This is a genomic window from Catellatospora chokoriensis, from assembly GCF_011297315.1.
Taxonomy (GTDB): domain Bacteria; phylum Actinomycetota; class Actinomycetes; order Mycobacteriales; family Micromonosporaceae; genus Catellatospora; species Catellatospora citrea.
Map to the genome: position 1 here is coordinate 481,925 of NZ_JAAOTI010000002.1, position 25,602 is coordinate 507,526.

Below are 25,602 nucleotides of genomic sequence, written 5' to 3' on the forward strand. Positions count from 1 at the left end.
CCTGCCCGCCCGCGACGGCCGGGCGTTCGACGCCGCACCCGAAAGAGGCTCACCATGACCATCGTCGCCCCGCAAGGTCCGGCGTTCTCCCTGTGGGAGATCCCGTTCAGCCACAGCGGATCGTGGTTCAACTTCTCGCCGGTGATCGCCGAGAAGACCTATGCAGACGACGTACACCTGGTCTCCCACCACAGCGGCATGCACCCCGTCCTGCGCATGGTGCCGGTCACCGCGGGCAGACGACGCCTGCACACCACCATCACCGCCACCCCAGCCCTGCTGACCTGGACCCACCACCAGGGCGCCATCGCAGTGGCCTATGACAGCGGCGACACCGTCCGCGTCACCGGCACCGGCCTGGACCTTCTCATCACGGCCGCGAACCCGTCACTGACCCCGTTCACCGGCCCCTACTTCTTCCGCGACCCCGCCGACGGATCACACGTCTACACCCTGTACGAGACCGGCCGGCGCTACCGCATCACGGTGCTGTCCGGGCGTCTCGCCGAGGTCACCGGTGAGCAGGCTCTCGGCACCACCGAACGCGGTGTCGTCTGCACCGGCGACGGCCGGCGTTGGGAGATCGCGATCGAGGAGTACGCCACCGCCCGCGCCCCCTACCGGACCGAACGCCGCTTCGACGAGATCCACGCCGACGCCCAGACCGCGTTCAACACGTTCGTCGACGCCGTCGCACCCTGGCGCGACGAGCGGACGCCCGCCGCCGAACTCGCCGCCTACGTGCTGTGGTCGGCCACCGTACGACCCGCCGGATTCCTCAACCGCCCCGGCGTGCTCATGTCCAAGCACTGGATGAACAAGATCTGGAGTTGGGACCACTGCTTCAACGCCCTCGCCCTCGCCGACGGACAACCCGACCTGGCCTGGGACCAGTTCCAGACCCCCTTTGACCACCAGGACCCCGCCGGAGCGTTACCCGACTCCGTCACCCACTCGGAGATCCTGCACAACTTCGTCAAACCGCCGATCCACGGCTGGACCCTGCGCCAACTGCGACGCCGGCTGCCCTCGGTGCTCGGAGACCTGAACCAGGCATACCAGCGGCTGGCTGCCTGGACCCGCTTCTGGCTCGACCACCGCCGCGCCCCGGGCAGCCCACTGGCCCACTACCACCACGGCAACGACAGCGGCTGGGACAACGCCACCTGCTTCGACCGCGAACGCGTCGTCGAATCGGCCGACTTGGCCGCCTTCCTCGTACTGCAGATGAGTGAACTCGCCGACGTCGCCGCCGAACTCGGCCTTCATCACGAGGCAGCCGCCTGGCGGTGCGACTCCGAGCAGATGCACGCCGACCTGATCGAGCACCTGTGGACCGGACGACGATTCCGCGCCCGCGGCGTACTGTCCGGTCACACCTGGACCAGCACCAGCCTGCTCGACCTCATGCCGATCGTCCTGGGCGCCCAGCTCGAACCCGCCATCGGTGATGCCCTGGCCGAGGGCATCCGCGCGCACCTCACCCCCCACGGGCTCGCCACAGAACTGCCCACCTCACCGCACTACACCGCTGACGGCTACTGGCGTGGGCCGATATGGGCACCCTCCACCGTTCTCATCGAGGACGGGCTGCGACGCGCCGGGCACACCGAACTCGCCGACGACATCAGCACCCGTTTCCGGGCTCTGTGTGAGAAGTCCGGCTTCGCCGAGAACTTCGACGCCCAAACCGGCGCCGGCCTACGCGACCGCGCCTACACCTGGACAGCCAGCGCATACCTCATCCTCGCCGCAGCCCACCAACAGCGAACCCCCCGCAGTGGCGACGGCGGATCTTGCGCGGTGGGTCAGTCGCGTTGAGTGGCGTGTCCGAGGCTGTCGAGGAGGAGCTGGCGAAGCGGCTGTCTCGCGGTCGGCTGAGGGGTCCGCACTTGATGCGGGGCCGGCATCGGCGTCACCCCGCCGAACCTGTGCGCGAGCCGGCTCCGCCGCCAGGAGCCGACATGCCGCGATGCGGGCTGCTCGGTACGGTGAGTCATGGCGAGGGCCGAGCACCGCCGGCGCCGACAAGCCGTTCGGTGAGGCCTGCCGTGGCTGGGTGGTCGAGTTCACACGCCATCTCGAACGCTTCGTGCCATGTCCGCACGGCATCGTCGGCACGCCCCAGTGCGCGCCAGGTGTCGCCGAGGCCCGTCAGTGGTTCGATCAGGTTGTATCGGTCGCCGATGGTGCGGTAGAGCTCGACTGATCGCAGGTAGCTTTCCGTCGCTGAGACCAGGGCGCCGCCGAGGTAGCTGATGAGCCCGAGGCTGTCGTGACAGTTGGCCTGTCCCATGAGATCGCCCGACGTTTCCGCCAGCCTCAGCGCCGCCGCACAGTGTTCGCGGCCGGATTCGAGCCGGCCGAGTCTGGCCTCGTACCAGCCCATCGCGCCCAGCGCCCTGCCCTGCCCGGCGAGGTGACCGGCCAGTTCATAGTGATGCAACCCCTTTTGCGCGTACGCCAACGCGGCCTCGAAGTCACCTGCGCTCTCGCTTCGCAGACAGCGCAGGTGGTACGTGCTTGCCAGCCCGTTGTGATCGTCCAGCAGCGTGAACTGCGCGACCGCCACCTCGAGCGCCGCGGCTGCTTCTGCCGGCTCGCCGTGCCGGAAGTGCGCCATGGCGAGGTGGAAGGCCGAGTTTGCCTGCCCGTCAGCACTGGCGGATCGCCGCGCCGCCTGGAGCGCCCGGGACTGGGTGGCCAGCCAGTCGCATCCGTAACCGCGGCGGCGCAGGAACGTGCTCATGCACCAGGCGACCCGCCAGACGTGCCCGTCGAAGCCGCTGACCTCGGTGAGGGCGGTGAGGGCGGCCCGCTCACGTTCGAACCACACCATCGCCGCATCTCTCGTGGTCAGCCGCTCGACGGTCACTCCGGGCGACATCGGCACCAAGTGGAGAGGATCCCGGTTGGGATCGAGTAGTCCCGCGGCGGTGTGCGCGGTATGGACGTAGTGATCGAGGAGCCGTCGCAGCACGACGCGGGCCTCTGCGGTGCCCGCCGGCGGTGAGAGCTCCTTGGCGTAGGCCCGCAGCAGGTCGTGCGTGCTGAACCGCCGCGGCTCCTGTTCGGTCAAGAGCTGCGCGCGGGCCAACTCATGCAGCAACGGCTGCACCTCGGCTTCACTCAGACCGGCCAGGCTGGCGACCGCGGCCGGCCCGACTTCCGGGCCAGGGTGCAGGCCCAGCAGCCGGAACAGGTGCACGGCCTGCTCGCTGACCGCTCGGAGCGACCACGAGAACACCGATCGCACGTCGGCTTTCGGATCATGCGCGTTCAGGGTTCCGAGGACGTCGTCTTCCAGCGTCGATGCCAGCGCGGCCATGGTCAGCCCCGGCGCGATGGCAAGCCGTGCCGCCACCACGGCCAGTGCCAGCGGCAATCCGGCGCAGCGGCGGGCTATCCGCGTGGCCGCCTCCGCATCGGTGAGCGTGCCCAGCCTTCCCGCGAGCAGATCCAGCGCTTCCGGTTCGGCCAGCACGTCCAGCGGCACCGCCGTCGCCCCTTCCACGGCGACGAGCCCCGCGAGTGGATCGCGGCTGCTGATCAGCGCGAAACTGCCGGGAGTTCCCGGAAGCAGCGGCCGCACCTGCTCGGCGTCACGCGCGTTGTCGAGCACCACGAGCACCTTGCGGCCCGCGAGCACGCTGCGGTAAAGCGCCGCGCGGGCCTGCATACCCGGCGGCACCCGGTCAAGCGGATGGCCGAGCGCCTCGAGGAAGGCCGACAGCACGTCACCCGGGTCCACGGTCGACGGATGGGGATCGAAGCCGCGTAGGTTGACGAAGAGCTGCCCATCAGGGAATTGGTCCACTGCGAGTCTCGCCCAGTGGATCGCGAGGGCGGACTTGCCGACCCCCGCTGTCCCGGTCACCACCGCAGCACCGGCGGCCTGGTCCAGCACGGCCAGTTCACGCTGTCGGCCGACGAAGCCCGGCACGGTCATCGGCAGCTGCGCGGGCACCCGGAAAACCGCCTTCTGGGCACCAGGCAGGCGCAGCACCTCTTGGTGAGCGGCCTGCAGGCGTTCTCCCGGGTCCACTCCCAGCTCGCTCAGCAGCAGCTCGCGTGTGGCCTGGAAGGCGGACAGCGCCTCAGCTTGGCGGCCCGCGCGGTGTAGGGCCCGCATCAGCTGCGCGACCAGACCCTCGCGCAGCGGATGCCGGATCGCGTGGTGGCTGAGGTCGGCGGTCAGCTCCGGATCGGATCCGGCCGACAGCCGTGCCTCGAACCATTCCTCCAGCGCCGCGAGACGCAGCTCGATCAGGCTGGTGGCGAGAGCGGAAACCGTGGGCGCGGGTGGAACGTCGGCGAAGGGCTCGCCCGGCCACTGCCGTTGCGCCTCAGCGTAGAGCTTCGTCGCCTCGTGCATGTCGCCCTGTGCGCGTGCCGCCCGGGCATCGCGGACCGACTGTTCGAAGAGCGTGACGTCCCACTCGTCTTTGTCCAGCTGCAGCACGTATCCCGGCTTGCGGGTCGTCAGCCTCGGCGCAGCGTCCCCGAGCTCGCGGCGCAGACGCGACACACAGCCATGAACGAGCGTCCGCGGATTCGACGGCGGGCGATCCGGCCACAGCTCGTCGATCAGCTGATCGACGCTGGCGAGCCCACCCCGCCGGGCCAGCAGAATGGCCAGCACCTGCCGAATTCGCGGTGTGCCGACAGCGCGCGCCCGTCCACATTCGACGATCTCCAGTGGGCCGAGCGAACGAATCAGCAGCACACGGCCGCCTTCCATGTTTCGTACAGCTTTGGTGTAGCGCAAGCGACCACTATATCCACGCAACAGACAACCCCGAGGAAATGGGAGTGCATGTGCTAACGGGCAGCAAACGGCGTATTTCCCTGGCGTTGACCGCAGCCGCCGCGACCGTGACGGCGATCGCCGCGGTCCCGGCGCACGCGGCACCGGCGCCTTCCAACGAGCGTGTGGTCACTGTCGAGCGTGCCGCCGACGGCACGCTCACCGAGACGATCTACCAGGTCGCTCCCGGCTTCACCGGTGCCGACCTCGCGAACAACCTGCGGGCCAGGGGCGCTTCCGGCGTCGCGGTGCTCTCGGGCGAGCAGGCCAGTGGTGACGTCGTAGCCGCGGTCGCGGCCTGTTCGTCCGGCTCGGCCCGCACCTGGCCCAGTTCGGCGACCTGTTTCGTCCGGTGGTCGTACAACGGCGCGGTCCGCCCGGTGATCGACTTCGTTGACCACTCCGGCGCGAGTTGGCCCGTCGGACGCGCTGTGACGGAGTGGAACGAAACCTCCGGCATCGACTCCATCTACCGCCCGGCCAGTTCGGGCTGCGACGGCGCGCCGGCGCACTGCGTCCACGTCTACAGTTCCAACTACGGCGCCACCGGCTGGACGGGAAGCACCTCACGCACCTTCAACGCCGCGAACACCTACTACGCCAGTGCCTCGGTGAAGCTCAACGACTACTACGGGGGCACCGAGGCGCAGAAGTGGAACACGGCCTGCCACGAACTGGGCCATGTCCTCGGCCTCGACCACAACACCGGCACCGAGAGCTGCCTCTACTCGTCCCGCACCAGCACCAAGTACCCGGACGCCGACGACTACAACCTGATCGAGCGTTACTACTAGGCCCCTCCGGTCGGCCGGTGACGTGGCATGACGTCACCGGCCGACCGGGCCTGTCAGCGGGAGCCCGAGCGGCCTCGACGTGGTCCAAGGCTCCGGTCGCCATGGTGCGGGTGCAGTTGCCCTGGTACTCGCTCAGATCTCCGTTGTGGGTAGGCACTGGAATGGTGGACTTCCACGCAAGCGCCCGCCTCCAGAAGCAGTTTCCGGGTCGTCCCGGGGGGTCACCCAGGCCGCTCGGGACCGGGCTCCGCCAGGGAAGCCGGGATTCGTCGTGCAGTCAGGGAAGGTGACCCCCACTGGCTCTGGAGGACGCGCCGATGTCGGAGCCGAATTCGCCTGCTAGGCGACGATCGACGGGCTGTAGCCGTGCCACTTGGTGGAGCCGCTCTGCGACGCCCAGATGTGGATCCGGAACGTCTTGCCTTCGGCGACCTCGCGATTGCAGGTGGTCCTACCGCCAATGGAGTTGCCGGTGGAGGTGTCGTCGAAGCAGACAGCGCCGGCGGCAGCCCAGTACCGGTATCCCTCGGGGGCATACTCGAGCGTCTGGAGCTGGGCGCGTACGCCCCAACCGTCCGCGTGGAAGTCCTCCACCACGAGGTTCTCGCCGTAGCTCCAGGTCTCGGCGACCCCGGCGTTGTAGGTGCCCGCGTCGTTCTGGGCCCAGACCCAGGCGTGGTCGTCCGCGGCGTGGGCAGGGCTCGGTGCGACCGTCACCAGAACGGCGGAGGAGGCGGCGATCATGAGGGCGCCACGTGCCCATTTCTTCAACCGGACAGCGGTCATGGATGTTCCTAACTTCGTATGCCGCATCAGCGGCTTCGGCGGAGGTGGAGATTGGAGCTGGGATCTGCGGAGGCCTTCGGTGGCCGAGGCCGGAGTGACGTCGCTCAGGGGAATCCGGTCGAGGCGGGTCGCGCCTCATGTGCCCGGTACCGGGATCCTGCCATTCGTCGATGGAGATGGCGCTCGATCGCTGGTCGACTTGAGGAAATCTTGAGTGGACCGAGAGGGCGGAACGGAGCGTTCTACCGTTGGCGCCAGTCTCGCGACGTATGCCGACGCCGACCTCCGTGCGGAGGTCGGCGTCGGCGTCCTTCGGCATCAGGACCGTGGTATCGCACGTGATCTTCGGCGCCGGCGGCCTGGACGGATGCGACTCGAGTGCGGCGAAGCTCGTCAGCGGGTCACGGTCACCGTCTTGGTGCCCGTCTCCGGAATCCGCACCGAGGTGGCAGTGGCGAAGTCGGTGCCGCCGTACCAGAGGTCGCCTTGAGTGTCACCCCAGACCTTGAAACGCACCTTCTGCGGGCCCAGCACGAGCATGTCGCAGGTCTTGGTGGGGCCGGCCTGGCATCGCCCACTGGTCTCGCCAGTCCCGGCGTGGTACGCCACGTACCAGCCGCTGTCCGGCGCGCTGACCGTGACCGTGGTCCCGCGCACCAGCTCGATGTCGTAGGTGACCGTCTGGCCCGCCCGCACCTTGATCTTGCTGGCACCGCCCCGGTTGCCCGAGTTCCCGCTCCACTGCGGCGCGTGGTCGTTCGCGTAGAAGTGCAGCGGCCAGTGGTACGGGCCGAGCCAGTCGACGGTGTAGGTGCCGTCGGCCTCGGCAGGGAACGAGATGACCCCTTCGCCGCTGTAGTAGTGGAAGTTGCCGAAGGTGACGACCGCGTCCGTGGCCGGCACGCCGCCCGCGCCCTTGATGGTGCCGGTGATGGTGCCCCGGCGGTCCAGCTTGATGGTCGGAGCGGTGACGGTCTGTCCCGGCACCGCCGTGACGATCGCGGCCAGCGACTGGTTGCCGGTGCCGCCGTCGGCGGTGACCCACTGCGCGCCGTACTTCGAGCGCGGCTCATCCCGTGGGGAACCGTAGGCGAAGAGCTGGTAGTCACCGGCCCGCACGTAGTCGAAGGTCACCTTGCCGTCGGCGTCGCTCGCTGTACAGCCGTCCCAGAAGCTGAAGTCCGTCGGCGCGGACGCCTTCACGCAGAACCCGGCGACCGGCGCGCCGGTGCGGGCGTCGACGACCGTGGTGGTGATCTTCGCCGTGCGCGTGAGGGAGATCGTGACCTCGGTGGTCGCGCCCTCGGTGACGGTCACCCGGGACTGCTCGGAGCCGATGTAGCCGTCGGCGTAGACGTAGGACCACTGCCTGCCGATCGCGACGCCCTCGGCCGTCGCCGAGCCGTCGACACCGGAGACATGGGTATTGCCGACGTTCGCCTCGAAGGCGCTGACCGGCATGCCGGTGATCGCATCGGTCACGGTGAAGTGCACCGACCCGGTGGGCAGCAGCGTGTCGTCGACCCGCGTGGTCGCGCCCTCGGTCACGGTGATCAGGTCAGCGTCCGAACTGTCGACCTCGCCGTAGGCGTACTGGACGATGTTGCGCTCGTAGCCGTAGAACCCGACACGGTAGCTACTGCCCACGAACACATTGTCAACGCGGTACTCGCCGGCCGCGTCGGTGGTTGTCGAGTAGGAGGGGCCGGACGGGCCTTCCACCGACACGTCCAGATCGGGAATGCCCACGCCCTCGCGGTCGACGAAGCGGCCGGCGACCGTGCCGGTGGCGAGCAGGGTGTCGTCGACGGTCACGGTCTGGCCGACGGCCACCGAGTAGACGGTCGAGGTGTCGTAGCCGGCGGAGCCGACGGCGTACTGGTGGGCGCCGGACCCGACCTCGAACATGACGCGGTAGTCGCCTGGCAGCACCCGCATGGTGAACCTGCCGTCCAGGTCGGAGGTGGTCGAACTGCCGCCGCCGAAGGACTCGGCCCGCACCAGCACGGACATGCCGTTGCCCGCGCGGTCCCGGAACGTTCCGGTGATCGTGCCGGCGGGCAGCAACTCGTCGTCGACGGTCACCTCGCCGCCCGCCGGCACCACGATCTGCGCCGCGCTTTCCCACTCGGTCTGCCGGTACGCGTACTGGCTCGGGTGGCCCGGCGCGTCGAAGGCGACGCGGTAGGAGCCGGCCGGCAGGTCGGTGAGCTGGTAGTGGCCGTCGGCGTCGGTGCTGCCGTAGCCCGAGCCGTCCCCGTCGACCGCGGAGGCGTAGACGGAGGCGCCGGCGACGGGCTGCCCGGCGTCGGTGAGCCGGCCGGCGATGCTGCCGGGCTCGCCCGCCGCCTGCGCCGGTCCGGCCAGACCCAGGGTGACGATGGTGAGCGCGAGGGCCACGATGCCCAGGCGCCCTGCTCGTGATGTGGTCATGAGGTCCTCAAGGGGTATGCGAGGCATGGCCCGGCTCTCGCAGGACGGCACCGCATGGTGATCAACTGCGGCGGCATTCATTGTCCACAGCCAGGCGGCATCTCGCGTACCCGTGGGCTCGCTGCCGGTCGTACGTTCAGCTGTACCAACGGCTGCGGAACCGGCGCGACGGATAGGCGTTCATGCGGATTGGATGATCTGGTGTGGCCGGGTGCCGTTTTGGGCGGGCTGGGGTGGGTGTCGGGTTGGATTGTTGTCTGTGGCGCGGATTGCCGTTCGTGACGGTTGTCGATGAGGCTTGGAGCCTCTGTGGTGGTCTCGGCTGGATCGGGGTGTGGTGTGGACCGGTTGCTGGTGGTGGTGGATCCCGAGGTGGGGGTGCCTGCGTCGGCGTTCGCGGCGGGATGGGGTGCTGACCCGCGGGCGTCTGAGATCGGCCCGGCTGTGGTGGAGCCTTCGTCGGGTGAGGTGTTCCTGCCTGGTCTGGTCGAGTTGGTGGTGGTGCCCGTCGCGGTGAACCTGGCGACGTCGGTCTTGTATGACCTGGTCAAGCGGATCGTGACCGCGGCTCGCAAGTCGGGGTCGGGTGCGCCTGGTGAGGTGGAGGCTCTAGAGGTTCAGGACCTGGCCCGGGCGAATGGCGATCGGCTGGTTGTGGTGCGGTGGCGTCGGGAGCGATCTTGACCACGGTGACGATCCGCGAGTTGCCGGGCGGCGCGGACGGTGTGCTGCGGGTGCGGGTCGACTTCGGCGATGGCACGGGCATCGAGGTCGATGTGCGGGATCCTGCGTCGGCGGAGCAGGAGCGTTTGCTGACGTGGTATTTCGAGGAGCATCTGCGGTATCCGTTCCTGGACGGGGTCCGGGCGGGTGAGGCTGCCGGGTTGGTTTCGGCGTATGGCCGGGATCTGTTCGGGCAGGTGTTCGCAGGTGAGGCCGGTTACGCTTTCAGGCAGTTGCGGCAACGGGGTTTCGACGGGTGCCGGCTGGTGGTGGAGGGGTCACCGGCGGTGCACCGGTTGCATTGGGAGACGCTGGAGGACCCTGACCCGGCTAGCGGGCGGGTGGCGTTGCGGATGCCGGTGACGCGTCGGGTGGGGAGCCGGCCGGCGCCGTTTGACCTGCCAACAGGCAGGTCGGTGCTGCGGATTCTGGTGGTGACGGCACGTCCGAACGGGTCCCGCGATGTGGGGTACCGGACGATCTCACGGCCGTTGTCGGACGCGGTGGCTCGCGCGGGGATTCCGGTGGCGGTGGACATCGTGCGGCCGGGTACGTGGCAGGCGCTGCTGGACCAGCTGCGGGCCACGTCCACGAAGCACGGCACCGGCTGGTATCAGGTGATCCATTTCGATGTGCACGGCGGCTTCGGCAGGGCCGCGGACTTCAGCGCGGGCGCGGGTGGGACCCGGTACCTGTTCGACCCCGCCCACGCCGCCACTGCGCGGGACAAGGGCAGGTCGCAGGGATTTCTGTTCTTCGAGACCGCGACGACTGGCCGTCCGCAGCCGGTGCCGGCCGCGCAGGTCGCAAAGTTGTTGGCTGAGCATCGGGTGGGTGTGGCGGTGCTGAACGCGTGTCAGTCGGCGATGGCCGACGCTGCCGGGGAGGCGAGCCTGGCGCTCGAACTCGCGTCGGCCGGCACGGCGGTCGCGGTGGGGATGGCGTATTCGGTGACGGTGAGCGCGGCGGCGCGGGCGATGCCGGTGTTCTACGAGCAGCTCGCCGCGGGTGCCGATCCGGTGGTGGCGGGATTGGTGATGCGTCGGCATCTGCATGACGACAAGACCCGTCGGGGTTACTTCGACATGGATCTGGAGTTGGAGGACTGGGTCCTGCCGGTGGTGTTCGGTCAGCGCGACCTCGCCTACCAGTTGGCTGCGATGTCGGCCGCCGAGCAGGAGGCGTTCTACGAGCGGCAGGCCGATGCCAGCACCGAGCCGCACGTGGAGTACGGGTTCGTGGGACGGGATCTGGACATTCACGAGTTGGAGCGGCGGCTGCTGCTCAACGCCGACAGCAATCTGGCGCTGGTGCAAGGGCTGGCTGGGTCGGGCAAGTCGACGCTGTTGCGACATGTGGCGTGGTGGTGGCAGCACACCGGCCTGATCGAGCAGACGTTCTTCTTCTCCTACGAGCAGCGTGCCTGGACCGCGGAGCAGATCACCCGTCACATCGCGACCCAGCTCCTGCACGGTGAGGAGTTCGCCCGCTGGGAGGCCCAGTCTCCGTCCGCCCGCACAGGGCAGCTCACCGGCCTGCTGCGGGCACGGCGGTGCCTGCTGGTCCTCGACAACGCTGAGTCGATCACCGCCAGCCCGGCGGCGATCCCGCACTCGCTTCCCGACAACGAGCGCAAGGCTCTGGCGAAGTTGCTGGCGGGACTGCGGCGGGGCCGGACGCTGGTGCTGATCGGGTCGCGTCAACGAGAGGACGACTGGCTCGCACCAGCCGGGTTGAGCGACAACGTCTATCCGCTGCCGGGTCTGGATCCGCAGGCGGCGTCCGACCTGCTTCATCGGATCGTGACCCGTCACGGCGGTGTCCAATACCTCACCAGTGACGCCGACCCGGACCAGCGTGCCGCCCTGACCGCACTGATCGCTGTGCTGGACGGGTCCCCACTGCTGATGACGGTGGTCCTACCCCAGCTCGGCCAAACCTCGCCCGTGCAGGTCCTCGCAGATCTGGCCGTGGGCAGGGACACCGCGGATCCGATGCAGGTGTTGCGGCGGGCGATCGAGTACAGCCATGGCCGGCTCGACCCTGCCGTGCAGCAGGCAATGCTGTTGCTGGCCCCGTTTACCACCACCATTCCCACGGTCCTGCTCGACGAATACCGTCAGCACCTGGCCAGTTCAGTCCCGGACGTCGCCGAAGGCGCGGATCTGCCGGGTGCGGTCACCGAACTGATCCGGGTCGGCTTGGCCGCACCGCACCCACACTTGAGCGACTGGGTGCAGATCGTGCCGAGCTTGCCGTTCTTCCTGCGCAACCGGCTCCATGATCAGCCCGACCTCGCGGCAACCATCACCCAAGCCCACTACCAGCTCTACAGCGAGCTGGCGGGTGCGGTACAGAATCTTCTCACTGACCGCGAACCCGGCCGACGTGCGCTCGGCGGGGCGCTCGGCTCGGCCGAGTACGCCAACCTCACCACCGCACTAGGGCACGCGCAGAACACCGGTCAACCCGTCATCGGCATCATCGGCGCGCTCGAAGAGTTTCTGGATCAGGCCCAGCAGCACGAGGGCCGCCGGCGCCTGCTTGACCATGCCATCGCTGTCCACCCCGACCCGCAAACGCCCGACCAGCAGCGGGAACTGCTAACCCTGCACAATCTCGCCGGGGCGACAGCACTCGAACAACGCCGGTGGGATGACGCACACGCCCACTACCAAACCGAGCTGGCCATGAAACAAGCCCTCGACCTCCGCGACAGACTCGGCATCACCTACCACCAGCTCGGCAGGGTCGCGCAGGAGCAGCGGCAGTGGGTGCAGGCTGAGCAGTACTACCACCAGGCCCTCGACATCCTCTTGGAGTTCGACAACCGACTCAGCGCAGCGAGCACCTACCACCAGCTCGGTGTGGTCACGCAGAAGCAGCGGCAGTGGGTGCAGGCTGAGCAGTATTACCGCCAGGCCCTCGGCATCAAGCTGGAGTTCGGCGACCGGTACAACGCCGCCAGCACCTACCACCAGCTCGGTGTGGTCGCGCAGGAGCAGCGGCAGTGGGTGCAGGCTGAGCAGTACTACCACCAGGCCCTCGACACCTTCCTGGAGTTCGGCGACCGGTACAGCGCCGCCCGCATCTACCACAATCTCGGTGTGGTCGCGCAGGAGCAGCGGCAGTGGGTGCAGGCTGAGCAGTACTACCGCCAGGCCCTCGACACATACCTCGAGTTCGGCGACCGGTATGGCGCCGCGGGCACATACCACCAGCTCGGCAGGGTCGCGCAGGAGCAGCGGCAGTGGGTGCAGGCTGAGCAGTACTACCGCCAGGCCCTTGACATCAAGCTGGAGTTCGGCGACCGGCTCAGCGCAGCGAGCACCTACCACCAGCTCGGTGTGGTCGCGCAGGAGCAGCGGCAGTGGGTGCAGGCTGAGCAGTACTACCGCCAGGCCCTTGACATCAAGCTGGAGTTCGGCGACCGGATCAACGCTGCCAACACCTACCACAATCTCGGTGTGGTCGCGCAGGAGCAGCGGCAGTGGGCGCAGGCTGAGCAGTACTACCGCCAGGCCCTTGACATCAAGCTGGATTTCGGCAACCGGTACAACGCCGCCAGCACGTGGCACCAGCTCGGCATTCTGCTCGCGGAACTCGATCGACGCGATGAATCGACAGCCGCATTCATGCACGCAGCATCCATATGGCGCAGCGAGACCGATGGCTGGCCCGATGAGACTATCGAGCAGCTTCGGAGGCAGCGAGCCCGGCTTTCGCCAGGGGTTTTCGAGCGTCTGGTCGCCGACGCCGTGCCACCGGAACTCAGGGCCGAGCTACTCGCCGAGCTTGGGTAGGCGCGGTACAGCTGCGGCGGATTTTGGTTTGCTGAGCTGGGCCTTTCGCGTTCTCGTGGTGGTTCGAGCCCCGCATCGCTGATTCCTGTCGTGCAGTGTTCGGCTCCTGGAGGTCGGGCGGGCGTGTGGCACCTGCCCGCCCGACCGGCTCCGGTGTCAGCCGCAGTACCCGCCGCAGCCGCCGCCCCGCGACGCGGCCTGGCCCGGCTGAGGCAGGTCGTCGCGGGTCTCCGGCTGGGCCTCGGTCACCCGCGGCGGCGACACCAGCATGAAGGTGCTCGTCAGATCCGAGTCGATCAGCGCCACCACTCCCGGGTCCTGGGGGTTGGCCGGGTCGTTCTCGAACCCGGGGGTGGCCCACCCGTTCATCACCTTCACCGCAGCGCCGCGCGTGCGCAGCACCTTGTCGTACGCCTCGACGGTGACGATGGTGGTGTCGGCGTCGGGGTTGTAGTACTCCTCATCGTCGACGGTGTCGGAGTCCTCGTAGCCCGAGGCGACCACGGTGCAGTTGTTCTCGCTGTCGCACTCCTCGATGGTGACGTCCTCCGATCCGTACGAGCCGTCGGCGGAGGTGTAGCTGACGATCGTCGTCTTCACGCTGCCGGTGACCTTGCCGTTGTCGTCCCGGACGTAGTTGACGACCGTCGTGATGCTGCTGACCGCGCCGCTGCCGAACTGGTGCGTCTCGGTGTAGCTCGCGCCGGTCACGTCGCCGCCGGGGTCGGAGGTGTTCTGGTTCTCCTGGCTCACTGTGCCACCCCGGCCGTCGCTGGACTCGGTGTGCACGCCGACCGTGGTGGGACCCTCGCTGCCGTCGGGGTTCGTGGTGGTCCGGGTGAAGGCACCCGGGCCGTCGGACGTGGTGGTCTGGGTGGCGCCGTTGTTGAACTCGATGCGCGTGCCGGTGCCCCCGTTGATGGGCGTGACGGACTTGACCCCGCCGTTCTCCTGGCCGAACCGGTACTGCGGGTTGTCGTAGCCGGCCGAGATCAGCCCGACGGAGACGCCATTGATCTTGGCGCCCGGGAAGGAACCGATCCCGCCCTTGCCGGCCAGCCCGATCGAGAAGCCGTGCGTGGGGTCCAGATCGACGCCGCCAGCGCTGAGCTCCCCGAAGGTCAGCCCGAAGTGGTGCAGTTTGTCGCGGCGCGAGCCCATGTCGAACGCGCCGAGCACGTCCATGCCGACGGCCTTGCGGGCCTCGATGATCTCCTGTGGCACGGCGAGGAACACGCCGAGGCCGGCCTCGAAGGACGGGAGCTTGCGCGACAGCGCGACCTCCACGACCACCTCCAGCCCCGGGCGGCTCTTCGGGTCGTACGGGTCGGTGCCCGCCATCAGCTCGTCGGCGTCGGCGACGCCGTCGTGATCGGAGTCGACCACGCGCCAGGCCACGTAGCAGCCGGTGGGGTCGCACAGGCGCACCGAGGAGGTGCGCAGCTCGTCAGCCGCGTGCGCCGGCTGGGCCATCACGGCGGCGAGCAGCACGGCTGCCGCGACTGTCGCGGCTCTGCGCCACGGAGATTCGAACATCATGGGCCAATGGTCGCGACGCGACGGCCGGAGCGCGTCGTCCTGATGCGTTACTCCGGGAATCCACCTGGGATGAGCGACGGCGACCGCGCGTCCACCCGTGGGTGGAGCCCCCGGCCGTTGCGGAGAGGCAAGAGATTGCTTCACATGGAAAGGGTCGCTGCGGGGGCGGTTGCCGTGCCGGCCCCGTCGCGGCTGGCAGCGGCCGCGAACGGGCCCATGGCCGGCGCGCCGGGTCGGCGGCTATGGGCCCGCCCACGGCCGCAAATGGGCCTGTCGCAGCGGTGAAATTCCAAGGTCGTCGAGTTTATGATCTCGGCCACCGCCGCGCACCGTCGCGGCCGATTCCTGTCTGGGGAGCAGCATGCTCGGGAGAACGCGGTGCTACTCGCCGTCAGCATCGCGGCGTCTGCCCTTACGGCCCCCGCCGGGGCCGGCAACGCCGCTCCGACGGGCGGCCCGGCGGGGGCCCTCGTCAGTGGACAGATGAGCGTCGTGACGCTGCTGAACATTTCCAGATCGACAGGTGGACGCTCGGCGTCGCCGCAACGAATCGTACGTCTCGCGAAATGTACCGACCCCGAACGGCCGGTGACGCAGGCGTTCGACGAAGCTGAGTCACCCGTCGTCATCTGGCGGGACACCGCCAGGGGAGTCTGCTGTGGGCGGACCCTGCAAGATCGTTCAGGTGGCTGTCCATCAGCCCTTCGGGCATGGACTTTCCCGTGCTCTGCCGATACCGTTCGCGTCACCGGATTACGGGGTATTAATCGGCTTTGCCCGATATGGCAGTTGGTACCGGGAGGCGACACCTGGCCGCGCTCTGCGCGGCCCTGGAACTTGATCGACAGTACGGCAGCACTGAGCGGCAGGCCACAGTGGCCGGTCGAACGTCGGCGCCGCCCTTGGCCGGGGGTCGCCATGGCTCGACCGCCGGGGCTTCTCCCTGACCGATCACCGCACGGGCGGCCGGCAGGGCATTGATGCGCAACGCGGGTTGCGGCGCGCGACACGAGGGGAGTACAGGTTTCCGTGAACGAGACCGTGTGGAACGGTGCCACAACGGGCTGGCTGCTGGTGGCGGGTGCCCTGACCATGCTCATGGTCCCCGGCGTCGCCTTCTTCTACGGCGGCATGGTGCGCGCCGGAAACGTGCTGGGAACCATCGCCCAGAGCCTGGCGGTGCTCGCCCTCGGCTCGGTGACCTGGATCGTGGCCGGGTTCTCGATCGCCTTCAGCGCCGGCAACCCGCTGTTCGGCGACCTCAGCCTCACCGGCTGGGCCGATGCGGCAACCCGCGTGCCCGGCATCGACCTGGCCGGTGTTCCGCTGCCGGCCTTCGTGTTCTTTCAGATGATGTTCGCGGTGGTCACGCCCGCACTGATCACCGGTGCGACGGCCGAGCGCTGGCGGTTCTCCTCCTTCGCCGCTTTCACGGTGCTGTGGTCGGTGCTCGTCTACGCGCCCGTCGCGCACTGGCTCTTCTCTCCGCACGGTTGGGCCGCTGAACTGGGCGCTCTCGACTACGCCGGCGGCGCGGTCGTGCACGCCAACGCCGGCGCCGCGGCGCTGGCCTGCTCCTGGGTGCTCGGCCGCCGCCGCCTCGAAACCCGCCCGCACAACCTGCCGATCATGCTGCTCGGCGGCGCGCTGCTGTGGTTCGGCTGGTTCGGGTTCAACGGTGGCTCAGCGCTGCACCCGGACAGCGTCGCGGCCACAGCCGTGCTCAACACCCAACTCGCCGCGGCGATGGGAGTGCTCGGCTGGGCCGGTCTGGAGCGGGTCCGGGTCGGTAAGCCGACCACCCTGGGCATCGCCTCCGGCGCGGTGTCCGGACTGGTCGCCATCACCCCGGCCGCCGGGTACGTATCGCCCCTCAGCGCCCTGCTCATCGGGCTTATCGGCGGTCTGGCCTGCCAGCTGGCCGTCGGTCTGAAGACCGTGCTGCGGCTGGACGACTCCCTGGACGTGGCCGCCGTGCACCTGGTCGGCGGTGTGGTCGGCGCGGTGTCGGTGGGCCTGTTCGCCAGTCACGCGGTCAACCCGAAAGCCGCCGACGGCCTGTTCCTGGGCGGCGGATACACCCTGCTGGGCGCACAGAGCCTGGCGACGCTGGCGGTGATCGGCTGGTCGCTGCTGGCCACCGTCGTCATCTGCCGCTTCACAGACCGGCTCTTCGGCAACCGCCTCACCGCCCGCGACGAGTCGATCGGTCTCGACCTGTCCCAGCACGGCGAGACGGCTTACGTCTTCGACCGGCCGGTCGGCAGGCACACCGCCGCCGACCTGCCACGCGGCGACTCCGACCACGCCCGCACGTCCATGGGAGGCACCACCAGATGAGCCCGCGACACACCAGGAATCGGCGTGGCGGCGCGTTGCTGCTCGCGGTCGGCCTGCTCGCGGCGACCGTCGGCAGTTTCGGGTTCGTGCTGTCGAAGCTGTGGGACCTGACCGACCAGGGCACCCGGTCCGCCACCACCGAACGCGCCGGCGTCGGCTACCTGCGGCCCCTGAACCACCTGCTGGCCGCGCTCGTCGAAGCGCGCTCCGCGACGCTGGGCTCGGGGGCTGAACTCGCCGGCGTGCGTGCCGCCTTCGACGAGACGGCGGCGGCCGAGACCCGCTGGGGCGCGGATCTCGGCACCGGCGAACGCTGGCGACACCTGCGTGAGCGCTCCGACGTGCTGCTCGCGGCGCCGGGCACCGGGCGTGCCGCATACCAGCGCTACGACGAGCTCATCGCCCTGACCACGGGCATGATGGACTTCGTCGGCGACAGTTCTCAGCTGACCGTCGATGCCGAGCTGGGCAGCGTCTACCTCATCGACATCGCGCTGACCCAAATGCCCGCGGTGCTGCTGGGCGGTGCCCAGATCACCGACGAGGCCGTGCAGGCGCGGCAGGCCGAGGATGCCGCCCGGCAACTCGCGGCCATCCGGATCAGCACCGCGCGCTACGTCGTCGCCACGTCCGCCGACGTGGTCGGCACGAACCTCGACAAGGTGACCAACAGCGCTGCCGGACCCGAGGTGAGCGAAGCCCTGCTGGTCGCCGTCGACCCGTTCCGGGCCGCGATCGACGCGGTCGCTCCGCCCGCGCCACTGCGGCCGACCGCGGTCGATCTCGACGCGCCCGAGCTGCGCAACGCCGTCGGCCAGGTCACCGCCGCCTTCCGTCCGCTGGCCGATGCCGTTCTGGTGGCGCTGGACAAGGTGCTCGCCACCCGGATCGACGGTTTCACCGACGAGCGTCGATCGGCGTACGCCGCGACGGCGGCCGGTGTCGTCGTCGGGGCGGCGCTGCTGTGGTGGGCGGTGCCCGCGGCCGGCCGGCGGGGCGGCAAGCGCGACGACGGCAGGCTGGGACGGGACCTGCCCGACATCGCCCGGGTCGCCGGTGACCTGCCACAGCTCGACCCGCAGCAGCTGCTGGCGATCGAAGAGCTGCAGCACGTCGGCCGAGCCGTGCGTGCCCACGATCGGGGCCGGGTCGACGATGTTCGGTGACCTCGCGATCACGCAGCGGATCGGTCTGCTGGTGGCTCTGCCCGTGGCGGGGGTGCTGCTCACCGGCGTGCCGTTCGTGGTGGAGCGGGTCGACCAGGCCCGCGCGGCCGCTGCGGTCGCCACGGCGACACAGGAGGCGACCGAGGTCGGCACGCTGGTCCAGCGCCTGCAACAGGAACGCCTGCTCCAACTGGCGCACCTGACCACGCCGGACGTCGACACGGCCATGCTCGTGGCAGCGGCCGCCGCTGTCGACGACCTCGTCGACGTACCGGTCGCCAAGCGTCTGAGCAGCAAGTTCGAGCTGCTGCGTACGCTGCGGACCGACGTGGCCGAAGGCCGGGCGGACGCCGACCGCGTGCAGGCGTTCTACCGCGGGCTCATCGACGGGCTCATGGACGAGCTGGGACTCAGCGGGCGGACCGACACCGGTGTCGCCGGGCAGCGGCTCCTGGACGCGCTGGACGCGCTGCTGCGCGGCAACGAGCAGACCGCCAGGTTCGGTGCGGCGATGGTCGCCTCCCCGGCGACGCCGCTGAGCGCGCAACGGCAGGCCCGCGACGCCCAGGCCCTGCAGACGTTCTACGTCGAGGCGTTCCGCATCCGCGCCGAACCCGGCCATGTTGCGCTGCTGGACGTCATCGCATCAGGCCCGTCGTCGCTGAGCTACGCCGCGCTCGCGCAGCGGCTGACCGCACCTGAACCGGCGCGGATCTCGCTGGCGGAGGCGTTGTCCGCGGCCCGGACCAGCATCCTCCTGCGGCAGGTCTTCCAGGCCCGGGTAGCTCACGACCTGCAGGACCGGGCCGACGAGGAGGCGCGTGCCGCGGCCGTCGCGGCGGCCGTCGGCGGCGGGTTCACCGTATCGTTGCTGGCAGCCCTGATCTGGCTCGGCACCCTGGTCGGCCGGTCCGTGTCACGACCGCTGGGCAGGCTGACGGCTGCGGCGACCGCGGTGGCGGACATCGCCGCGGGCGAGCTGAAGCGGGCCGCCGACGCCGACGCCGTGGACAGCGCGCCGCCCGAACTGGCGGCGGTCAACGTGCGTTCCCGAGATGAGCTGGGCGAGCTGGCCTCGGCCTTCAACCGGGTCCAGGCCACCGCGGCACTGCTGATGCAGCAGCAGGTCAACTCGCGCCGGAACGTGTCGGTGATGTTCGCCAACATCGCCCGGCGCACCCGCGGTCTGGCCGCCCGCCAGCTGTCCCAGATCGACGCCCTGGAGCGGGACGAGCGCGACGAGACCCGCCTGGCCGCCCTGTACCGGCTCGACCACATCGCCACGCGTCTGCGTCGCAGCGCCGACAGCCTGCTGGTCATCTCGGGCACCCGCGACGAAGCCCGGATGGGCTCTGCGGCGCTGCTGTCGGACGTGATCCGGTCGGCGACCGCGGAGATCGAGGGTTACCAGAAGGTCAAGGTGGCCGCGGTGACTCCGCTGACCGTCACGGCCGCGCTGGTGCCCGACCTCACCCTGCTGCTGGCCGAGCTGCTCGACAACGCCACCTCGTTCTGCCCCGACGACGCCCCGGTGACGGTGTCGGTCGACTGGTCGGACTCGTGCCGTATCAGCATCACCGACGACGGCATCGGCATGTCGGAGCAGCGGCTTGCCGAGGAGAACCGGCGACTCGTCGAGTCCGAGCGGCTCGACGTCGCGCCGACCACGATGCTGGGCCTGTTCGTGGTCGGACGGCTGGCCCGTCGGCACGGCCTGTCGGTGGTGCTGCGTACGACACCGACGCGCGGGTTGACCGCGGAGGTCGTGGTGCCGTCGCGCTACCTGAGCCAGGCGTCGCCGGCGCGCATCCCGGCGGCCGTGCTCACGCCCGCGCCTGCGCGCTTTCCGGCGAACAGCGCGGACCATGCCCGCGCACGAGGCTGGTTCGAACCACCCGCCCCCGCGACCGCATCCGAACCCGAGTCGCAGCCTGCTGCGGAGGTGGTGGCCACCACTCGCGCCGGGCATGTCGCCGCCGGTCCCGACGTGCAGCCCGAGACCCGCGGCGGACTGCGCCGCCGTCAGCGCGGTGCAGACGAGACGCCGGCGCCGTCGTCCGTGCCGGAGCAGGCCGCCCGCGACCCCGAGCGTGAGCGCGCGGGTCTGGCCGCCTTCATGCAGGGCTCGCAACGCGCCGACGTGCACCGGGAACAACCGCACCCGTCGCCGGAGACGAGACAGGGCCTGGTGCGCCGCGTGCCCGGCGCACAGTTGCCCGTCGAGTTGCGCGCCGCCGGCCGAGCCGTGCCCGCCGCCCCGGTCGCGCGCCCGGCGAGTCCGCCGCGCGATCCCGCCGCCGAGCGCGACGCGCTCGCCGCCTTCCTGGCCGGGCAGGCCAGGGCCACCGACCCAGACGACCCCAACCACCGGAGCACACCATGACCTCCCCCGCTCACCAGATCAGCAACGAAGCACAGCAGTTCAACTGGCTGCTCACCCGATTCGCCACGGAGACGGCCGGCGTCTCGGCGGCCATCGCGGTGTCCGCCGACGGACTGCTCATGGCGATGTCCGCCGCGCTGAGCCGCAGCGACGCCGACCGTCTCGCCGCGATCGTCTCCGCGGTCAACAGCCTCGCCGGCGGCGCGTCACGCATCTACGACCTCGGCGCGTCCCGGAAGGTGATCATCGACTTGGAGCGGGGATATCTACTGGTCAGCTCGATCAGCGGCAGCTCCACACTGGGCGTACTCGCCCGTTCGGAGGCGAATCTCGGCGATCTGGCGTACGAGATGGCGGTCTTCGCCAACCGCACTTCCGGAGTGCTCACGCCCGGCCTGATCAACGAGCTCAAGTCCGTCGTCGGGGAATGACGCGTGACCGCGAACTGGTGGGAGCCGGTGCACGACGGCACCGGCCCTCGGCCGTACGTCGGCGCCGACGAGCCAGGCAGCGGCCGCGTCCCGGTCGCGGATGCCGCACCGGCCCCGGGGGTACGCCCATACCTGATCACCCAGGGCCGGTCCCGGCCCAACGACGCCAGTCTGCGGCTGGAGGCTCAGGTGTGCACCACCGCCGAGGGCGCCGCGAGCCTGAGCCGCCTGGCGTACGAGCCGCACGCCATCGTCGCCCTGTGCCGCGAACCCCAGTCGGTCGCCGAGCTCGCCGCACAGCTGCGCATTCACCTCGGAGTCGCGCGGGTCCTGGTCGGCGATCTGGTCGAGGGCGGACTGCTGGCGGTACGCCATCCCGAAGACACCCGGCACCGGGTGCAGATCATCGAAAGGGTCATCCGTGGACTTCAAGCCATCACGTGACGAGCAGGTCCGCCGCCCCCCGCTGCCCGTGAAGATCGTCATCGCCGGGGGTTTCGGCGTGGGCAAGACCACGGCCGTCGCGCAGATCTCCGACACGCCTGTGCTGACGACGGAAGCGCCGATCACCGAGGTGGCCGCCGAGATCGATCGCACCGGTCAGGTGCCGGACAAGACGACCACGACCGTGGCGCTCGACTTCGGCACGGTCGCGATCGACGACGAGGTCAAGCTGTACCTGTTCGGCACCCCCGGTCAGGACCGTTTCGGCTTCATGTGGCAGGACCTCACCGAGGGCGCGCTCGGTGCGCTGGTCATCGTGGATACCCGGCGGCTGGACGACTGCTACCCGGCGGTCGACTACTTCGAACGGGCGGGCCTGCCGTTCCTGGTCGCGCTCAATCTCTTCGACGGTCGACTGACCCACAGCCTTGAGGACGTCCGCTGGGCGCTCGCCCTCAACGAGGACACGCCCATGGTCACCTTCGATGCCCGGGACCGCATCTCGGTACGGGACACGCTCGTGGCGCTGCTGAGCCGCAGCTTCGCCGTCGCCTCGTCGGCGACACCGCAGTAGCACCGCTGAGCCGTATGCAGTTCAGGAAGCCGTATGAGGGGAAATCCACATACGGCTTCGTCGTTCTCGTGGTCGGCGTTCTCCCGAGTGCAAGGCCCCGACCTCGGGCACGACGCTGACGATCCGCAACGCGATTCGCCGCGATGGTCTTGTGCCCGAGCATCGAATAGCGAGATCATCACCCATGCTCCACCCCCTGCCCGACGCCGGAACTTCACCGACGGTTTCCACGCCGCGTTTCGTGGGTCGTGATCGTGAGATGGCGGCGCTTCGGGGCGCCTTGGCCCGGCCACCGGCGATCGTGCTGGTGGAGGGCGAGGCGGGGATCGGGAAGAGCCGACTGCTGCGAGAGTGGTTGGCCGCGCCGGACCAGCGCACCGCCTTGGTCTCGGTGTGCCCACCGCTTCGCGAGTCGCTGACGTTGGGGCCGATCGTCGACGCGTTCCGGGGGATCGACCGCCCGGTGTCGCGATTGCGGCTCACCGAGCTTGCGGGTGCGTTACGGCCCCTGTTCCCTGAATGGTCGGCGGACCTGCCGCCCGCACTGCCGCCCTTGGACGATGCGAAGGCGGCACGGCACCGCCTGTTCCGCGCCCTGGACGAGCTGCTGCGGGCGCTGTGTGTCGACGTTCTCGTACTGGAGGACGCGCACTGGGCCGACGAGGTGACCTTGGAGTTCCTGCTGTACGTCACCTCCCGGCAGCAATCGGACGGGCCGAGCCTCGTGATCTCCTACCGGCCGGAGGAGGTGGACGTCGGGTCGCTGCTGCTGCGGCTGACGTCCCGGTTGCCTGCCGGCGTGACCCAGCTGAGGATCGCCCTGGCGCCGATGCGGCCCGACGGCACGGCCGCGCTGGTGTCCTCGATGCTGGACGGCAACCCGCTGTCGGCGGAGTTCGCGACGTTCATGCACGAGCGGACCGGTGGCGTTCCGCTGGCGTTGGAGGAGTCGGTTCGCCTCTTGTGCGACCGTGCCGACCTCGTCTTCCGTGACGGGCAGTGGGTCCGGCTGAAACTGCGCGAGCTGCGGGTGCCGCCGACGGTGCGCGACTCCACCCGGGAGCGGGTGGGCCGGCTGTCGCCGCCGGCGCAGCAGGTGTTGCGAGCCGCGGCCACGTTGGCCGAGCGGTCGTCGGTGGACACGATCGCGGTGACCGCCGGGCTGTCACCGGCTGAGTGCCGAGGCGCCATCGCGGAGGCGGCCAGCGCCGGCGTCCTGGACGGAGACGACCGCGGCCAGTGGCGTTTCCGGCATGTGCTGGTCGCCACGGCTGTCTACGAAGCGATCCCGCTGACCGACCGCAGACACTTCCACCTGCTGGCCGGCCGGGCTTTGGAGGACATCCATCCGGCACCTGTCGCGCGCCTTGCCCACCACTTCCGTGAGGCGCGCGAGACGCAGTCCTGGGCGCGGTACGCCGAGCGGGGTGCCGAGCTGGCCATGGCCTCGGGCGACCACACCAAGGCGGTCGGCTTGCTGGTCGATCTGTTGTCGTGGGCCGTGTTGCCGCCGGCGGATCGGGCACGGGTCGCGCGTTTCGCGGGAGTCGCCGCACTGGGCCGTCGCGAACCGGTCGACGAGGTCTACCACCGGGTGATCCGTACCTTGCGCTCGGTGCTGGAGACCCCCGGTCTCTCCGCCCGCCAGCAGGCCGAGATCCGCAACCCCCTGGGCCGGCTCCTGATCACCGGGGGTGAAGCGCAGGCCGCACTCAGCGAGCTCGAGCAGGCGGTGGCCAACCTCGACCATGATCCGGTCGAGGCGGCTCGGGCGATGACCTATCTGGGCTGGGCCTATGCGGGGCCGTGGCCGGCGTCGACCCATCGGCGTTGGCTGGATCGCGCCGCCGAGCTCACGGCCCAATGCGACTCTCCCGCAGACCGGCTGAACCTGGCCGGCAACCGAGCCGCGGCGTTGCTCATGCTCGGCGAGGAGGGGGCGTGGGACGTCGTCGCCGGCCTGCCTGTCGACGGCGGGACCTCGGCGGAGCGCCTCGACGTGGCCCGCATCCACGCGAACATCGGGACCGGCGCGCTGATCTGGGGCCGGTACGCCGACGCGGAGGAACACCTCGCCGTGGCCATGCGCCTTGCCGAGGCGGAGCACGCGTCCCGGTTGCAGCACAACGTCCGGCTTGAACAGGCCAACCTGGCGTGGCTCACCGGCCGGTGGGAGGGTCTCGCGGAGCGGAGCGCGGAACTCGCCGATGCCGACCGGGACCGCCCGGCGCACTACCTCGGCAGCATTCGCCTCGCGGCCCGGCTGGCAGCAGCGGCCGGACGGCGGCGCGCCGCGGAGGAGCAGTTCCGGCTGGTCCTGGAGGAGTCGGCCCGGCTCGGCGCGGCCGACGACACGATGGAGGCTGCCGCCGCGCTGGCCAGACTGTGGCTGACGGACGGAAACAGCGGCCGGGCGCTGCAGATCACGAACGAGCCGATGGACACCGTCCGGAGAAAAGGCATCTGGGTCTGGGCGACGGACCTCGTCCCCGCCCGGATCGAGGCGTACCTCGCCGCGGGCGACCTGACGGCCGCGACACGCCTGGGCGACCAGTTCGCCAGAGGGCTGCGTGGCTGTACGGCGCCCGCGCCTCGCGCCGCCCTCACCGTATGCCGTGCCCTGCTGCTCGCCGCGGCCGGAGACCACGCCCGCGCGGCGACGGCATTCGATCGGGCGGCGCGCGCCTGGAGCGCGTTGCCGCGCCCCTACGACGCCATGCTCGCCCGCGAGCGTCAAGCCGAGGCGCTCATCGCGTCAGGCCGGCTCGAGCAGGGCCGAGAGCTGCTGGCCGCACAGTACGAGCAGCTGTTCAGGTTCGGCGCCCGCGGCGACGCGGACCGTGTCGCACAACGGCTTCGCGAACACGGCGCCGAGGTTCCGCGATTGTGGCGCGGCGGCCGGCGGGGGTACGGCGACCAGCTCTCACCTCGCGAGCTCGACGTGGTCCAACTGATCGTCGCCGGCAAGACGAACCGGGAGATCAGCCGGATCCTGGCCAAGTCGCCGGCCACGGTGGATCAGCAGCTGCGGGCCGCGATGCGCAAGTTGAAGGTGACCTCCCGGACCGCGCTCGCGGTCGAGGCAGTGAAGGCCGGAGTGTTCGCTGAAGAGGACTTCCCCGACGACGCGTCGTGAAAATTGACGTATCCGCTGGATAGCGAAGATCGCTCAGCCCCCCGAGCATGGCTCCATGATCCATAGACATTGGGCAGTGCATGCCTGAGCTACCTGTCGCGCGTGACGACTCCGCCGTCGAGCACCAGCCACCACCCGAGCTGTCGCGCGAGCCGCGCGTCGGTGCCCAGGACGCCCGCGACTCCCGCGACGCCGACGGGGCCGACGGCCACGAGAGCCACGACCCCTACCAGCCCCTGTAAG

At 69.9% G+C, this 25,602-nt stretch carries 16 protein-coding genes; 12 read left to right on the forward strand and 4 right to left on the reverse strand.

Annotation, left to right across the window (positions count from 1 at the left end; all coding sequences use genetic code 11):
* The first annotated feature begins 54 nt into the window (after window positions 1-54).
* The gene (locus tag HAV39_RS04830; RefSeq protein ID WP_191837919.1) at window positions 55-1,821 is read left to right on the forward strand and encodes an amylo-alpha-1,6-glucosidase; all 1,767 of its coding nucleotides are present in this window, start codon (window positions 55-57) and stop codon (window positions 1,819-1,821) included.
* A 175-nt stretch (window positions 1,822-1,996) separates the two neighbouring features.
* Here the strand turns inward: HAV39_RS04830 and HAV39_RS04835 are convergent, their stop codons facing one another.
* Window positions 1,997-4,768 carry an AfsR/SARP family transcriptional regulator gene (locus HAV39_RS04835; RefSeq protein WP_191837920.1) on the reverse strand — a complete coding sequence of 924 codons (2,772 nt, stop codon included), beginning with the start codon at window positions 4,766-4,768 and terminating at the stop codon, window positions 1,997-1,999.
* Window positions 4,769-4,854: 86 nt separating this feature from the next.
* On the opposite strand from HAV39_RS04835, the gene HAV39_RS04840 reads away from it, so the two are divergent.
* Entirely contained in the window at window positions 4,855-5,601 is a 747-nt protein-coding gene (locus HAV39_RS04840) for a matrixin family metalloprotease (RefSeq protein ID WP_191837921.1), read from the forward strand.
* A 339-nt stretch (window positions 5,602-5,940) separates the two neighbouring features.
* On the opposite strand, the gene HAV39_RS04845 is transcribed toward HAV39_RS04840, so the two are convergent.
* Both HAV39_RS04845 and HAV39_RS04850 read right to left on the reverse strand, forming a co-directional pair.
* The gene (locus HAV39_RS04845) at window positions 5,941-6,387 is read right to left on the reverse strand and encodes a hypothetical protein (protein WP_191837922.1); all 447 of its coding nucleotides are present in this window, start codon (window positions 6,385-6,387) and stop codon (window positions 5,941-5,943) included.
* A gap of 393 nt (window positions 6,388-6,780) precedes the next feature.
* Window positions 6,781-8,820, reverse strand: coding sequence for a carboxypeptidase-like regulatory domain-containing protein (locus tag HAV39_RS04850; RefSeq protein WP_191837923.1), 2,040 nt, complete (start codon window positions 8,818-8,820; stop codon window positions 6,781-6,783).
* Window positions 8,821-9,159: 339 nt separating this feature from the next.
* Between HAV39_RS04850 and HAV39_RS04855 the strand changes: the two genes are divergently transcribed.
* Both HAV39_RS04855 and HAV39_RS04860 read left to right on the forward strand, forming a co-directional pair.
* Window positions 9,160-9,504 carry a hypothetical protein gene (locus HAV39_RS04855; protein ID WP_191837924.1) on the forward strand — a complete coding sequence of 115 codons (345 nt, stop codon included), beginning with the start codon at window positions 9,160-9,162 and terminating at the stop codon, window positions 9,502-9,504.
* A gap of 5 nt (window positions 9,505-9,509) precedes the next feature.
* Entirely contained in the window at window positions 9,510-13,346 is a 3,837-nt protein-coding gene (locus tag HAV39_RS04860; protein WP_244958744.1) for a tetratricopeptide repeat protein, read from the forward strand.
* Window positions 13,347-13,502: 156 nt separating this feature from the next.
* Here the strand turns inward: HAV39_RS04860 and HAV39_RS04865 are convergent, their stop codons facing one another.
* Window positions 13,503-14,885, reverse strand: coding sequence for a hypothetical protein (locus tag HAV39_RS04865; RefSeq protein ID WP_191837926.1), 1,383 nt, complete (start codon window positions 14,883-14,885; stop codon window positions 13,503-13,505).
* A 1,029-nt stretch (window positions 14,886-15,914) separates the two neighbouring features.
* Between HAV39_RS04865 and HAV39_RS04870 the strand changes: the two genes are divergently transcribed.
* The 8 genes from HAV39_RS04870 to HAV39_RS04905 all read left to right on the forward strand — a co-directional run bounded on the left by HAV39_RS04870 (window position 15,915) and on the right by HAV39_RS04905 (window position 25,601).
* Window positions 15,915-17,225 (forward strand): ammonium transporter, encoded by a 1,311-nt coding sequence (locus HAV39_RS04870; protein WP_203736719.1) that lies wholly within the window; start codon window positions 15,915-15,917, stop codon window positions 17,223-17,225.
* Window positions 17,222-18,391, forward strand: a complete 1,170-nt coding sequence (locus tag HAV39_RS04875; protein WP_191837927.1) for a hypothetical protein — start codon at window positions 17,222-17,224, stop codon at window positions 18,389-18,391. Before HAV39_RS04870 ends, HAV39_RS04875 begins: the two co-directional genes overlap by 4 nt.
* The gene (locus tag HAV39_RS04880; RefSeq protein WP_191837928.1) at window positions 18,354-20,774 is read left to right on the forward strand and encodes an ATP-binding protein; all 2,421 of its coding nucleotides are present in this window, start codon (window positions 18,354-18,356) and stop codon (window positions 20,772-20,774) included. The genes HAV39_RS04875 and HAV39_RS04880 overlap by 38 nt, the downstream gene beginning before the upstream one ends.
* On the forward strand, window positions 20,771-21,205 hold the full coding sequence (locus HAV39_RS04885) for a roadblock/LC7 domain-containing protein (protein WP_191837929.1): 435 nt from the start codon (window positions 20,771-20,773) through the stop codon (window positions 21,203-21,205). The genes HAV39_RS04880 and HAV39_RS04885 overlap by 4 nt, the downstream gene beginning before the upstream one ends.
* Before the next feature lie 3 nt (window positions 21,206-21,208).
* Window positions 21,209-21,649 carry a DUF742 domain-containing protein gene (locus tag HAV39_RS04890; RefSeq protein ID WP_203736718.1) on the forward strand — a complete coding sequence of 147 codons (441 nt, stop codon included), beginning with the start codon at window positions 21,209-21,211 and terminating at the stop codon, window positions 21,647-21,649.
* On the forward strand, window positions 21,627-22,223 hold the full coding sequence (locus HAV39_RS04895; protein WP_191837930.1) for a GTP-binding protein: 597 nt from the start codon (window positions 21,627-21,629) through the stop codon (window positions 22,221-22,223). The genes HAV39_RS04890 and HAV39_RS04895 overlap by 23 nt, the downstream gene beginning before the upstream one ends.
* 184 nt (window positions 22,224-22,407) lie before the next feature.
* Complete coding sequence (locus tag HAV39_RS04900; protein WP_191837931.1) at window positions 22,408-25,359, forward strand: helix-turn-helix transcriptional regulator; 2,952 nt, start codon at window positions 22,408-22,410, stop codon at window positions 25,357-25,359.
* A gap of 80 nt (window positions 25,360-25,439) precedes the next feature.
* On the forward strand, window positions 25,440-25,601 hold the full coding sequence (locus HAV39_RS04905) for a hypothetical protein (RefSeq protein WP_191837932.1): 162 nt from the start codon (window positions 25,440-25,442) through the stop codon (window positions 25,599-25,601).
* Window position 25,602 lies beyond the last annotated feature (1 nt).